9 protein-coding genes, 2 tRNA genes and 3 pseudogenes are annotated in these 13815 nt (G+C 63.9%); 1 reads left to right on the top strand and 13 read right to left on the bottom strand.

The genetic code is table 11. The annotated features are described in order from the left end of the window. A pseudogene (locus XANALMUS060_RS18400) lies at positions 1–306 on the bottom strand (transposase); the annotation flags it as partial. Positions 307–642: 336 nt separating this feature from the next. Here XANALMUS060_RS18400 and XANALMUS060_RS07230 point away from each other — a divergent pair. After that, positions 643–716: transfer RNA gene (locus tag XANALMUS060_RS07230), tRNA-Cys, on the top strand. A 371-nt stretch (positions 717–1087) separates the two neighbouring features. Here XANALMUS060_RS07230 and XANALMUS060_RS07235 read toward each other — a convergent pair. From XANALMUS060_RS07235 to XANALMUS060_RS07285, 12 genes and pseudogenes are all read right to left on the bottom strand, one after another. Beyond that, positions 1088–1163, bottom strand: a tRNA-Gly gene (locus XANALMUS060_RS07235). 36 nt (positions 1164–1199) lie between these two features. Continuing rightward, positions 1200–1835 (bottom strand): CDP-diacylglycerol--glycerol-3-phosphate 3-phosphatidyltransferase, encoded by a 636-nt coding sequence (pgsA, locus tag XANALMUS060_RS07240; RefSeq protein WP_045727728.1) that lies wholly within the window; start codon positions 1833–1835, stop codon positions 1200–1202. A 9-nt stretch (positions 1836–1844) separates the two neighbouring features. Beyond that, positions 1845–3704: an excinuclease ABC subunit UvrC gene (gene uvrC / locus XANALMUS060_RS07245; RefSeq protein WP_045737820.1), complete on the bottom strand. Its 1860-nt coding sequence runs from the start codon at positions 3702–3704 to the stop codon at positions 1845–1847. After that, positions 3701–5122, bottom strand: a complete 1422-nt coding sequence (locus XANALMUS060_RS07250; protein WP_045737821.1) for a nhl repeat protein — start codon at positions 5120–5122, stop codon at positions 3701–3703. Before XANALMUS060_RS07250 ends, uvrC begins: the two co-directional genes overlap by 4 nt. Further along, entirely contained in the window at positions 5119–5607 is a 489-nt protein-coding gene (locus XANALMUS060_RS07255; RefSeq protein WP_045737822.1) for a low molecular weight protein-tyrosine-phosphatase, read from the bottom strand. The genes XANALMUS060_RS07250 and XANALMUS060_RS07255 overlap by 4 nt, the downstream gene beginning before the upstream one ends. After that, on the bottom strand, positions 5604–6389 hold the full coding sequence (kdsB, locus tag XANALMUS060_RS07260; protein ID WP_045737823.1) for a 3-deoxy-manno-octulosonate cytidylyltransferase: 786 nt from the start codon (positions 6387–6389) through the stop codon (positions 5604–5606). Before kdsB ends, XANALMUS060_RS07255 begins: the two co-directional genes overlap by 4 nt. A gap of 265 nt (positions 6390–6654) precedes the next feature. Further along, positions 6655–7692 carry a tetraacyldisaccharide 4'-kinase gene (gene lpxK / locus XANALMUS060_RS07265; RefSeq protein ID WP_045727733.1) on the bottom strand — a complete coding sequence of 346 codons (1038 nt, stop codon included), beginning with the start codon at positions 7690–7692 and terminating at the stop codon, positions 6655–6657. Further along, positions 7689–9461 carry a lipid A export permease/ATP-binding protein MsbA gene (gene msbA / locus XANALMUS060_RS07270; RefSeq protein WP_045737824.1) on the bottom strand — a complete coding sequence of 591 codons (1773 nt, stop codon included), beginning with the start codon at positions 9459–9461 and terminating at the stop codon, positions 7689–7691. Before msbA ends, lpxK begins: the two co-directional genes overlap by 4 nt. After that, positions 9458–9895: a biopolymer transporter ExbD gene (locus XANALMUS060_RS07275; protein WP_045737825.1), complete on the bottom strand. Its 438-nt coding sequence runs from the start codon at positions 9893–9895 to the stop codon at positions 9458–9460. Before XANALMUS060_RS07275 ends, msbA begins: the two co-directional genes overlap by 4 nt. Before the next feature lie 4 nt (positions 9896–9899). Further along, positions 9900–10538 (bottom strand): MotA/TolQ/ExbB proton channel family protein, encoded by a 639-nt coding sequence (locus XANALMUS060_RS07280; protein ID WP_152640427.1) that lies wholly within the window; start codon positions 10536–10538, stop codon positions 9900–9902. 380 nt (positions 10539–10918) lie between these two features. Further along, positions 10919–11428, bottom strand: a pseudogene (locus XANALMUS060_RS21870) (MBL fold metallo-hydrolase); the annotation flags it as partial. Further along, positions 11322–13721 (bottom strand): annotated as a pseudogene (locus tag XANALMUS060_RS07285) (DNA internalization-related competence protein ComEC/Rec2); the annotation flags it as partial. The pseudogenes XANALMUS060_RS07285 and XANALMUS060_RS21870, both read right to left, overlap by 107 nt. Between the last annotated feature and the right edge of the window lie 94 nt (positions 13722–13815).

The following is a 13815-nucleotide window of genomic DNA, read 5'->3' on the forward strand; positions in this document are numbered from 1 at the left end:
CTTGGATCCACTCGTGCACCAGCGCACGACGCACCGGTGCGCTGACTATTTTTTTCGCAGCGCTTCCTTGATCAAGTCGTTCTCGAACAGCTGCACGGCCAGCAACGTCTTCAGCCGCGCGTTCTCGGTCTCCAGATCCTTGAGCCGATTGGCATCGGGCACGCTCATCCCTCAGAACTTGCTGCGCCACAGGTAGTAGGAGGTCTCACTGAAGCAATGCCGCCGGCATAGATCCTTGATGGCCACACCGGCTTCGGCTTCGCGCAGGAAGCCGATGATCTGTTCTTCGGAAAAACGCTTCTTCACGTCCAATCTCCTCGGGGTAGGGATCGGACTCCAAACCAATGTGCTACTCAAACTTGGGGGGACGTCGCTTCTGCGCGATGCGCTGCGGTGCAGTGCGGGTTTGTGTGTGGTGCGGATTTGCAGTTCGCACGCTTGGCCGCTGCGGGGTTGCCAAGCTGTGGAGCTTGGTCCACAATGCACTCCCTTGCTATCTGTTGGATTCAGAAAATTCTTTTGAATCAAACTCTTGGGTTGCAAGTGCAGAAAGTGTAAAGCTTCTGCGGCACAGGCCCCGACAGCGGGGCTTTGTTTTTGTCGATCGCGGCGATAGCGCTCCGACGAGATGTTAAGTCCATCGGCCTGGTGGCAGAGTGGTTATGCAGCGGACTGCAAATCCGCGTACGCCGGTTCAATTCCGACCCAGGCCTCCATCTCGATTCAACGACCCGCCGTTGGTTTTGCGGCTGCTCGCTGTTGCGCAATTAAAACATCTGTCCCGCACTCTTACTGCGTCGACATTACCCTGCCGCTGACTGCATCGCGCCTTACGGATGCCGGGAGAGATCATCGTTCATCTGTCACCTGTGCGGGTCCACATTGTTTGCGGCATGCAAACTCCGCTGTCACGTCTATCCGTTACCTGCTGCCATTCGTTCGGCAGCAGATAGTCGGGGTGCGTGGTCGATCTGGGTCAGAATGCAAAGAACGCCATCGCCGAGTGGATCTAGGGAAGGGCGAAACGGGGCGATGTTCTTGATCTGAAGCGTTTGCCGCTATCGATGTCTGTCGATGGGCCTGAATATGGAGCGGGAAACGAGACTCGAACTCGCGACCTCAACCTTGGCAAGGTTGCGCTCTACCAACTGAGCTATTCCCGCTTGAGGCCGCGAATTCTACCTGGAACGCAGAGGCTGTCAACTATTAGCTTCGGTTTTTTTTGCACTCTTTTCCGCCACCGCCGCACGCTCGTCGGCGCGCAGGCTCGGCCAGGCCGCATGCAGGTACTGGATCCCCGACAGCAGGGTCAGGATCGCGGCGATCGCCAGCGTCCAATCGCCGACATGGAAGATGAACAACCCCATCCACACACTCTGCGGCGGCGAGCCATCGGGCATCACCGAATACAGCAGACATAGCAACGCGACCATCTGTGCGGTGGTCTTGATCTTGCCGATCATCGCCACCCGCACCTTGGCACGCTGGCCGATTTCGGCCATCCATTCGCGTAACGCCGACACCGCAATCTCACGACCAACGATCACCGCCGCCCAGACCGCCATCCATGGGGTCGGATGGCCCTGCACGATCAGGAACAGCGCCACTGCCACCATCAATTTGTCGGCAACCGGATCGAGAAACGCACCAAACGCCGAATATTGGTGGTAGCGCCGCGCCACCCAGCCGTCCAGCCAATCGGTGAATGCAGCCACGCCGAAAATCGCAGCGGCGGCGAAGTTGGTCCACGGATAGGGCAAGTAAAACACCAGGACCAAGATCGGGATCATCACGATCCGCAGCAGCGTGAGCCAGGTAGGGATGGTCAACTTCATTGCGCTGCTCTACTCGCCTGCCGGGTCGGGGACCGGCAGTCCATGCAGGTTAGCGTAGATTCGCGCGGCCAGTGCGTCATTGATGCCGTCCACCCGCGCGATCTCCGCTTCGCCAGCGGCCTTGAGCCCAGCCAGTCCTCCAAAATGCTTCAGCAGGCTGGCGCGGCGACGTGGACCGATGCCTGGGATGTCTTCGAGTTTGCTGGTCATACGCGCCTTCTGGCGGCGACCACGATGGCCTGTGATGGCGAAACGATGCGCCTCGTCGCGCACCTGCTGGATGAACTGTAGCGCCGGCGACGCCGCACCAGGACGCAACTCGCGCCCGTCCGGCATGAGCAGGGTCTCGTGACCGGCACGGCGTTCTACGCCTTTGGCGACGCCGATCAACCGCACGCCCTCCACGCCCAGCGCGATCAGCGCCGCGCTGGCTTGCGCCAACTGGCCGGCACCGCCGTCGATCAACAACACATCCGGCAACACCGCCTCCGCCTTGGCTTCGCCTTCCACGGCACGTCGGAAGCGGCGCTCGATCGCCTGACGCATCGCCGCATAGTCGTCGCCCGGCTCAATGCCGCTGATGTTGTAGCGCCGATATTGACTGCGCACCGGGCCACTGGCGTCGAAAACCACGCACGATGCCACCGTCGCCTCACCCATGGTGTGGCTGATGTCGAAACATTCCACGCGTTTAACCGGCTCCTCCAGCTCCAGCATTTCCCGCAACGCCTCGCTGCGGGCATGCTGCGCCTGATGGCTGCTCAGTTCGCCGACCAACGCGATCTGCGCATTGCGGCTGGCCAGCTCCAGATAGCCAGCACGCTCACCACGCACGTTCCATTTGAGTTGGACTTTGCGCTCGGCAGCGGAACTCAATGCCGCTTCGATCAACGCGGCGTCGGTAATCTCGCGATCCAACAACACCTCGCGCGGCGGCGGATGTTCGGCGTAGTACTGCGACACGAACGCGCCCAGCACTTCAGCCGCACTCTCCTCGCCATTGGTCTTGGGAAAAAACGTGCGTGTCCCGAGATTACGGCCATCGCGGAAGGCCAGCAGCAGCACGCAGGCATGCGCGCCCTGGGTGGCGCAAGCGAGTACGTCCAAATCCGCTGCGCGACCATCGACATATTGCCGGGTCTGCATGCTGCGCAGCGCGCCGAGCAGATCGCGCAGGCGAGCGGCACGCTCGAACTCAAGCCGCTCGCTGGCCATTTGCATCGCCTGCACCAGTTCCTCACCGAGCTGGTCGCTGCGACCGTCCAGAAACAGCATGGCGCGGCGTACTGCCTCGGCGTATTCGTCGGCCGCCACCAAGGCCACGCATGGCGCGCTACAGCGGCCGATCTGGTATTGCAAACACGGTCGCGAACGATTGCGGAACACGCTGTCCTCGCAATTACGCAGCTTGAACAGCTTATGCATCAGGTTGAGCGTCTCGCGCACGGCGGTCACGCCCGGATACGGACCGAAATAGCGCCCAGGCACCGCGCGCGGACCGCGATGCAAGGCGATCCGCGGCCACTCCTCGCGGGTCAACAGGACATAGGGATAGCTTTTGTCGTCGCGCAACGACACGTTGTAGCGCGGCGCCAACGATTTGATCAGTTGATTTTCCAGCAATAACGCTTCGCCCTCGCTACGCGTGACAGTCACGTCCATGCGCGCCACCTGCGCCAGCATGGTCATGGTCCGTGCGTTTTTCGGCGAACCGCTGAAATAGCTGGACACGCGCTTGCGCAGCGCGCCGGCCTTGCCGACGTACAGCAACGTGTCGTCGGCGGCATACATGCGATACACACCCGGCGCAGTACTGAGGTTGGCGGCAAACGCCTTACCATCGAACGCGGGCAATGCGGAGGCGCTCATTCGCTGATCGGCAGCTCGCTCAGTTCGCCGCTAGCAATGTCGTAGCGCAGCACGGCATGCGCATCGGTCTCGGCAATCCACACCGTCCCGGCACCGACCGCCAGCCCAGCCGGACCGTGCAAGCGCCGTGGCAACGCCACGGTCGACAATTCCCCACCACCCAGACGCAGACTGCGCAGACTGCCGTTGCCGCTGTCGGCGATCCACAGCAGCGGCGCGTCCGGACTGAGCGCGATCGCTTGCGGGAATTGCAGCCTGGCACTGCTGCGCGGACCATCCTCATGACCGAAATCCCACACTCCCCGACCACCGAGCAAGGTCTGCACCAGGTCCCCGCGCAACTGCATCGAGCGCACCGACGATCCCAAGGCATCGCAGACATACAGCACCTGATTCACCACCGCCAGACTGCACGGCTGCGCGAACGCGGCCAGATAGGCACTGCCGTCGCGCAACTCCAGCGCTCCCGCACCGGCACACCGGCGCAAGCTGCGGCTGCCGAGTTCATAGCTCCAGATGCAGTTGTCGCCGGCCATCGCCATGTACACATGGTTATCGGCGACCACGAGATCCTGCGGGTGGTTCAACGCGACCAGCAGGGGCTGCCCCACCGGGCCTTCGACCGGCTCGCCAGCACGTCCGTTGCCGCACAGCGTGTCGACCTGGCCGGTCAACAGGTGGATACGACGCAGTGCGTGGTTGCCCGTATCGACGACGTACAGCACCCCACGCTGCAAGGCCAACCCCTGCGGACGATGGAACGCCGCCTGACCCAGTTCACCGTCTATGAAATCCGCAGTGCCTGTGCCGAACTGGCGTAGCACACGGCCACTGGTCGTGCATTCGAGAATGCGATGATGACCGCTATCGGCGATATACAGGCGATCCTCTGCCAGAGCCAGACCCGTGGGGAAACGCAAGGGCAAACGCGGCTCTGGTTGAGTCTCGCGGACATCGCGCAAATCCTCGTCCAGCGACAGCGGCTGTTCGGCGCACACCCCTTGCAGCGCCCTGTCCAACGCGACGCCACCGATCCCGACCAGACGCTCGTACTCGAAGCCATCGGCGTCCAATAGCACCAACGTCGGCCAGGAATGAATATTGAAACGCTGCCAGATCTTCCAATCCGCATCGAGCACAATCGGCACCGAAATACCTTGGCGACGCAGCAGCTTCAGCGCGCCCTCCGGTTCGCGTTCGCTGTCGAAACGCGGCACCTGCACCGCGATGACCTGCAACCGGCCCGGATTGCGCGTCTGCCAATGGCTCAGTTCGGCCAAGCGCTGCACGCACCACACCGAGGCAGCGTTGACGAAGGCCAACACCAAAGCGCGCCCCTGCTGTTCACGCAGGGTGGTCGGCGCCGCATTCAGCCAAACACTGGACGACAACAGTTCCAAATCAGTAATGGAATTCATCGGTCAATTATGCCGGAGTCGAAGGTAGCGGAGAGCCGCGCCACGCTAGCGACGGCGGCTTCGTCTACCAAGCGCCAAACACGCTCGAAGTGCGTGCTGTCGCCGGTGTACGGATCCGGAATTTCCTCACCTGCCGCGACTCCGGCCCAAGGCAGCCACAGCGCCATCTGCGCACGCGCCGTGATCGGCGCGCGCCGACGCAGGTCTCGCAGATTGCTGGCATCGGCGCACAAGATCCAGTCGAACGCGGCGAAATCGGCATCGCACAGCGACCGCGCACGCAGCCCGGAAATATCCACGCCGTGACCACGGGCGCAAGCGATCGCACGCGGGTCTGGCGGCTCGCCACGATGCCAATCTCCGGTACCGGCGGAATCCACCTGCACCTGCTCGGCCAGTGGCGAATGCTGCAGGTGATGACGTAACACAGCTTCGGCCATTGGCGAGCGGCAGATATTGCCCAAACAGACCATCAATAGCTTCATGCCATGCCCTGTCGGTATGCCTCGGCACGTGCCAGATCCTCCGGGGTATCGACCCCGGGCGGGAACGGCGCCGGCGACAACGCCACCGCGATACGGAAGCCAGCCTCCAACACACGCAACTGCTCCAGCGACTCGATCTGCTCCAGTTGCCCAGGCGGCATCGCCGCGAACCGGCGCAGGAAAGCGGCGCGATACGCGTAGATGCCGATATGACGCAACCATGGACCAGGCAGGGAAAATTGCGTGCGGGAAGCGGCAAACGCCTCGCGGTGCCATGGAATCGGCGCACGACTGAAATACAACGCATTGCCCTGCGCATTACGCACCAACTTGACAACGTTTGGGTCGAACAGGTGGTCGGCCGCATCCACAGGCGTACCCAAAGTTGCCATTTCGGCGCCGCTTTCGGCCAATGCCTGCGCCACTGCCACGATGCCCGCGGCAGGCGCGAACGGCTCGTCGCCTTGCAAGTTGACGACCAGGGTCCCATCGTCCCAGCCGGCGATAGCGGCGCATTCGGCCAGGCGATCAGTGCCCGAGACGTGCTCGGCCGAAGTCGCCGCCACATGTACCCCCTGCAGATCTTGCACCGCTGCGGCAATGCGCGCATCGTCAGCCGCCACCCACACCTGCTGTGCGCCAGCGGCCAGCGCGCAGCGCGCCACATGGCGGATCAACGGCTCACCGCCAAGCAACCGCAACGGCTTACCCGGCAAGCGCGAGGCCGCATAGCGAGCAGGAATGGCGACCACGAACGACGGCGAAGAAACAGCGCCGCTCATACGACAGCGATGCCGGCAACGGCGGACGAAGGCAGGAAATATCGCGATACGAACATCATCGATGGTCTCTCCGCAGAGTTGTCATGAATGGCAAAGCAGACGCGCCCCGGATGCACGCGCCAAGCGCGGCCGCGGCCTCACGACGCGGCATATCGCATTGTATCGGCGAGAGCCGAAGCACCACGAAGGCCCGACATACACCAGGATTCTATCGCGCTGCGCCATCGGACACTGCGCGCATCACATTCCTCGGCACGCGGGCAGCTCACTCGGCGACATTGCCGGCGCGACCACGCAGCTTGTCCAGCCGATCCAGCAGTGCAATCCAAAATGCCGCTGGCAATTCGGCGACCAGCGGCACACTGAAGCACCAATCATCGACAAGCGCGGCACACTTGACCGCGTCCTTCTCGGTCATCAGCACCGGCAACTCGCTGCCAAAGGCCAGATCTGCCGCACTGTAACGATGGTGATCGGGAAACGCATGCGGCACCACCCCGATGCCATGCGCGCGCAACATGGCGAAGAAGCGCTGCGGATGCGCGATACCCGCCACGGCATGCACACGCTGGCCGGCAAAACTTTGCAACGACCGCCCGCGACCACCGCGCATAGGCTGTGCATTCTCGATGCGCAGGCGCATGGCCCACTCGCCGAAGCCGACCTGGACCTCTCCGCTGTCACTGTCCTGGCCCAGGTTGACGACCCGAAAGTCGCATTCGCCGCCGCGCGCGACCGGCTCACGCAGTGGCCCGGCCGGGAGCAGACGAGCGTTGCCGTAACGGCGCTGACCATCCACCACCTCGATCTCGACGTCACGTTGCAGCCGATAGTGCTGCAATCCATCGTCGCAGACCACGATGTCGCAACCGGCCTGCAGCAGTGCGCGTGCGGCGGCGACGCGGTCGCGATCCACCCGCACCGGCACGCCGGTCTTGTGCGCGATCAACACCGGCTCATCGCCACCGAGCTCGGCATCTGTTGCAGACTCGATCCAGCGCGCGACCTGATCCTGGCGACGACCGTAGCCACGCGAAGCCACCCCCGGCGTCCAACCCGCTTCTTGCAGACGCCGCACCAGCGCGATGGTCAACGGTGTTTTACCGGTACCACCCGCGGTGAGATTACCCACCACCACCACAGGCACGGCGAGACTGTGACGCTTACGCCAGCCACGACGATACAGTGCGCGGCGCAGCGCGATCACCCCCGCGTACAGCGGCGTCAGCGCGTGCGCCCACAGCGGCGCGGTGCCGGTGCCGTACCAATAGGCAGGAGTCTGCCGTCCACGTTCGTCACTCATTCGAACGGCCTTTCACGAAACTGCATGCGGTGCAGGTGCGCGTAGACGCCGCCCAGTGCCAGCAGTTCGCGATGGGTGCCGCGCTCGACGATACTGCCCTGATCCATCACCAGCACTTGGTCGGCGTGTTCGATGGTGGACAGACGGTGCGCGATGACCAGCGTGGTGCGCTCGGGCATCAACCGATGCAGCGCGTCTTGCACCAGGCGCTCCGATTCGTTGTCCAGCGCCGCAGTGGCCTCGTCGAGGATCAGAATCGGGGCATCCTTGAGCATGGCGCGCGCAATCGCCAAGCGCTGACGCTGACCGCCGGACAAGCGGCCACCTTTGGCACCGACCTGAGCCTGCATGCCATCGGGTAACTGCTGGACGAATTCCATGGCGTTGGCATTGGCAATCGCGTGCCGCAGTTGCGCCGCATCCGCTTCGCGCATCTCCCCGTAGGCAACGTTCTCGGCGATGCTGCCATCGAACAGCATCACCTGCTGCCCGACCAGCGCAATCTGCCGGCGCAAATCGGCCAGACGGTAATCTTGCAACGGCTGGCCATCGAGCAGAATCTGGCCGGACTGCGGGTCATAAAAACGTGGAATCAACTTGACCAAGCTCGATTTACCGCTACCGGAACGCCCAACGATCGCGGTCACGGTTCCAGGTGCGGCAACGAAACTGACCTCGGCCAAGGCCGGGCGGATCTGTCCCGGATAGGTCGCCGTCACCTGGCGGAATTCGATCAACCCTTGCGCACGACCGATGCGGCGTGTGCCACTGTCCTGCTCCTCCGGCGCATCCAGCACCACGAACAACCGCTGCGCCGAAGCAACACCACGTTGCAGCATGTTCTGCACGTTGGTGAGATTCTTCAATGCCGGAATGATCGCCATCATCGCGGTCATCAGCGAAACGAACTCGCCGGCAGTCAAACGCCCGGCCAATGCCTCGTGACCGGCGATCAGCAACAGCGCGGCCAGGCCGATCGCACCCAGCAATTGCACCGCAGCCGAGGAGATGCCACGGGTGGATTCGACCTTCATCGCCAGACGCAGGTTGGTATCGGCCAGATCCTGGTAGCGCTGCATTTCGCTGGCACGTGCGCCGTAGACCTTGACCTCCTGATTGCCGGACAGCGCCTGCTCGGCGGCCTGCATCAATTCCGCATTGCTTTCCTGGATGCGGTGGCTGACCCGCCGGTAGCGCTTGGCCACCCGGTCCATGACCCAGGCCAGCGGCGGCGCCACCAGCAAAATCGTCACCGTCACCGTCCAGCTATACCACAGCATCACCGCCAGCGCGCCGACGATCTGCAACGTCTGCTGCACCATGACCTTCATCGCATCGACCGCCGCCTGCGCCACCTGATCGCTGTCCGAGCCCAGCCGCACCAGCATCGAGGCCACCGGCTCGACATCGAAGCGGCTACCCGGCAGGCGCAGGTATTTGTCCAGCACGTTGACGCGGAAGTCGCGAGCAATGCTGCGCGCCGCGCGTCCCATCGCCATATCGGTGAAGTAACCGGCAAGACCGCGCAATACGAACAAACCGACGATCTGCAGAGGCAGCCACATCGCCACCTCGCGGTTGCGGGCAATGAAGGTCTCGTCGGTGATCGGCTTCATCAGCGCGAGAAAACCCGAGCCGGCCACAGCTTCCAACAACGCGCCAACGGCGGCGATCAATAACAAACCACGGTAGCCACCGGCATACGACAACAAGCGGCGATAGGTCCGCCAGGGCGAGTCTTGATCGGGCGTGGCGAATGGTGCGTTCACTTGTTGCCTCCGTCCCTGTTGGTATCGGGTGCAGTGGCGATGGCGATGCGGCGGAAACCAAGCTGACCCAGCGCGTCCTGCACGGTGACTACCGCCTGATACGGGGTACGCGCATCGGCACGCAGCAGCACAGGCTGGGTGCGGTCCTCACCAGCGACCTGAGCGATACTGCGCTTGACCGATTGCAAATCCGTGCGCAGCACTTCTTGATCGTTGACGAAATAATGCCCATCGGCATTGATCAACACGCTCAGAGCACGCGGCGGCACCGCTGTATGCTGGTCGCTGGCGTTGGGTAGCTGCAACTGCAGCGTGGAGCGAGCCTCGAAGGTCGTCGTCACGACAAAAAAGATAATCAGCACCAGGATGACGTCGATCAGCGGCACCAAGTCGATATGCGGCTCGTCCTCACCACGCTCGTCGCGAATCCGCACCGGCTCAGCCCTTGGTCGCGGCGGTGGCGCTCTGCGCCGCCGGTCGTGCGGATGCCGCCGGTATGCTGGTACGGCCGTGGCCCTCCAACACGTCGGTCAACGCCGTGGCCTCCTGCTCCATCTCGATGATGTAGCCAGCAATACGATTTTTAAAATGACGATGGAAGATTAATGCAGGCACCGCAATGATCATGCCAGTCGCGGTGCACACCAGCGCCTTGCCGATGCCACCTGCAAGCTGGTTCACGTCACCGACACCATGGTCGAGGATGCCAAGGAACATCTGGATCATGCCGACCACCGTGCCAAGCAGACCCAACAGCGGTCCGGCCGATGCAACCGTCCCCAAGGCATTCAGAAAACGTTCCATCCGATGGACGACATGACGGCCTGTATCTTCGATGCGCTCGCGCACGATCTCGCGCGAACGGTGGCGCACATCCAGGCCGGCAGCCAACAGCGCGCCTAATGGCGAATTGCGCCGCAACGATTCGATGTGGGTCGGATCGAGCTTGCCACGTGTGGCCCAATTGCGCACTTCCTGACCCAGCCCCGGCGGCAGAACTTCGCTACGGCGCAGGCTCCAGAACCGCTCCAGGACAATCGCCAGCGCGACCACGCCCAACAGCAGCAATGGCAGCATCGGCCAGCCACCCGCCCTTGACCAGTTCCAACACGTCGCATCCCTCCGGCACGTTCGGCCGTTCGTTCACTGGCCGATAGGATAGCAGCCGTCCGCGCTCGCTCCGCCGCATCCCACAACCGCGCCCGCCATGGCCGCCGCTGGCGCAGTTGCACACCGGCATGCCCAAGCCAGACGCGCAATGCGCCTGCTTGGGCGGTGCACGCGACCTGCGCACCGGAAGCTTGCCAACGCGCGACCACCTCCGGCCGCGGATGGCCGAAGCGGTTCCCCTCGCCCGCCGAGATCAGCACCAGCCGCGCGCCGGTGGCGGCGACGAACGCAGGTTGCGATGCCTGCGCGCTGCCATGATGTGGGGCCAGCACCACCTCGGCGTGCAGGTCCTGTGGTGCCTGGCGCAGCAGCCGACGTTCGATCACATCGTCGATATCGCCAGTGAGCAGGATCGCGCCATAGTCACTTTCGACGCGGAGCACGCAACTGGATTCATTGTCGAGATAGGGAAAGCTGGAAGGCGGATGCAGAAAGCGAAAGCGCACGCCGTCCCACTCCCAGCCGGTTCCCGCAACGCATGGCCGATCCACCAGTACCGGCGCACCGGCAGGTGCCTGCGCCAAAGCAACCGGCAAAGCAGCGCGGACAGCTGCAAAACCCCCGGCATGATCGTTGTCGCCGTGACTGATCACCACGCGCTGTAACCGCGCCACACCCAGCGCATGCAGCGCTGGCACCACTGCCCGCTCCTTGACCAGTTCCAACACGTCGCATCCCTCCGGCACGTTCGGCCGTTCGTTCACTGGCCGATAGGATAGCAGCCGTCCGCGCTCGCTCCGCCGCATCCCACAACCGCGCCCGCCATGGCCGCCGCTGGCGCAGTTGCACACCGGCATGCCCAAGCCAGACGCGCAATGCGCCTGCTTGGGCGGTGCACGCGACCTGCGCACCGGAAGCTTGCCAACGCGCGACCACCTCCGGCCGCGGATGGCCGAAGCGGTTCCCCTCGCCCGCCGAGATCAGCACCAGCCGCGCGCCGGTGGCGGCGACGAACGCAGGTTGCGATGCCTGCGCGCTGCCATGATGTGGGGCCAGCACCACCTCGGCGTGCAGGTCCTGTGGTGCCTGGCGCAGCAGCCGACGTTCGATCACATCGTCGATATCGCCAGTGAGCAGGATCGCGCCATAGTCACTTTCGACGCGGAGCACGCAACTGGATTCATTGTCGAGATAGGGAAAGCTGGAAGGCGGATGCAGAAAGCGAAAGCGCACGCCGTCCCACTCCCAGCCGGTTCCCGCAACGCATGGCCGATCCACCAGTACCGGCGCACCGGCAGGTGCCTGCGCCAAAGCAACCGGCAAAGCAGCGCGGACAGCTGCAAAACCCCCGGCATGATCGTTGTCGCCGTGACTGATCACCACGCGCTGTAACCGCGCCACACCCAGCGCATGCAGCGCTGGCACCACTGCCCGCTCGCCAGCGTCGTACCCGTCTTTGACCGCAGGACCTGTGTCGTACAGCAGTTGATGCTGCGCGGTACGCACCAGCACCGACAATCCCTGCCCCACATCGATCATCACCAATTCCACTTCACCCGGTGCTGGCCGCTCCAATGGCGGCCAGAACAACGGCAACCACAACAACACCGCCAGCGGCTTGCCCGGCACCGCGCGCGGCAACAACAACCAGAACGCACCAAGTAGTGCCAGCGGCAACGCCCAGTCGCGCGGCTCGGGCAACCACCACAGGGCGAAGCGGCTCTCTCCCAGCTTAGTGAACACCGGCCATGTCAGATCGAAACAAAACGCTGCCGTGCGCCACACCCAGATGCCCGCTCCGGCGTGGACCGTGTCCAGCGCAGTCCCGAGCAACGCCAAGGGAACCACGACCAGACTCCACCACGGGATCGCCAACAGGTTGGCTAATGGACCGACCGCCGACGCCTGACCGAAGAGCATCGTGCTCAACGGCAACAGGCCGAGCGTGGCAACGCCTTGCGCAGAGAGGAATTCGCGCAACTTGTCGCGCCAGCCGCTGCCCGCCTTGGGCATGCACCAGACCAACCAGGCGACGCCGAAGAAACTCAGCCAGAAACCGGCCGACAGCACCGCCAGCGGATCGGCGATCAGCATGACGATTGCCGCCAACGCCAGCGCATCGACCACCCGCACCGGACGCCGCCACAGGCGCGCGATCACGACCACCGCGATCATCAACGCGGTGCGGACCGTGGGCAGCGCCATGCCCGATAGCGCGGTGTAACCGGCTGCGCCAAGCATCGCCAGCAAGGCCATCGCCTGATGCCGTGGCCATGATCGCCCCAGACGCGGCCACAGCCGCCACACTCCGCCCGCAAACAAGGCACAGGCTCCCGCAACCAACCCCACATGGAAGCCGGAAATGGCGATCAGATGGGTCAGCCCTGCCGCGCGCAGGATGCGCCAATCGCGATCATCCAGACGCCGAGTGTCGCCCAACGCCAACGCCTGTACGTAGCGCGCCGATGCGTTCGGCACGGTCGCGGCGATGCGTGCCGACACACGCTCGCGCCAGGCATCGATGCCCTGCCCGGGCGCCAATTGCATTGCCGCGCGCGGCGCGACGACATAACCGCTGGCGGCGATCCGTTGCGCGAGCGCATATGCCTCGGCATCGAAACCACCTGGGTTGCTGAGCCCGCGTGGCGCACGCAGGCGCACGCTCAAGCGCCAGTGTGCATCCGCACGCAAGGCGCTACGCGACCCTGGCTGGAGCGCACCGAAGTCATCGTACCAAGCCAGTTGCAGCAGGCGTCCACGCAGCGGTGCCGGTTGTGTCGCATCGGTATCCACGCGGATAAGAAAACGGGTGCGCCGTGGCTGCGACTGTGGCAAGTCCACCACCTGACCACTGAGAGTGGTCACGTGGCTTTCCCAATCTGGGGGTAACTGCTGCGCCAGTACCCTCCCCGCGATCAATCCCAGCCAACCGGCACCGACCGCAAACGCGCCCAACCAGCGCCAGCGTGGCGACACGCCAAACAGCAGCAAGCCGCCCAGTAGCGCCGCCAGCGACAATGGCCATGGGAGCAAACGCGGCAGCCACAGCGCGGCCAGCACGCCGGCAGCGAGACTGACCGCGACGGCGATGCCGAACGGTGCGACCGCTGCGCGCTGACGCGCCAGAGTGACTGGCAACGTGGTGCGCATGAACTGAAGACAACCCGGCATGCGACCTGCCCTCCCTGGCATGGATCCGGACACCCGTGCGGACGCGTCGCCAGCACACGCCGCATCGATGTCA

Origin of the sequence: Xanthomonas sp. MUS 060, from assembly GCF_000963215.1 — a bacterium.
Classification (GTDB): domain Bacteria; phylum Pseudomonadota; class Gammaproteobacteria; order Xanthomonadales; family Xanthomonadaceae; genus Xanthomonas_A.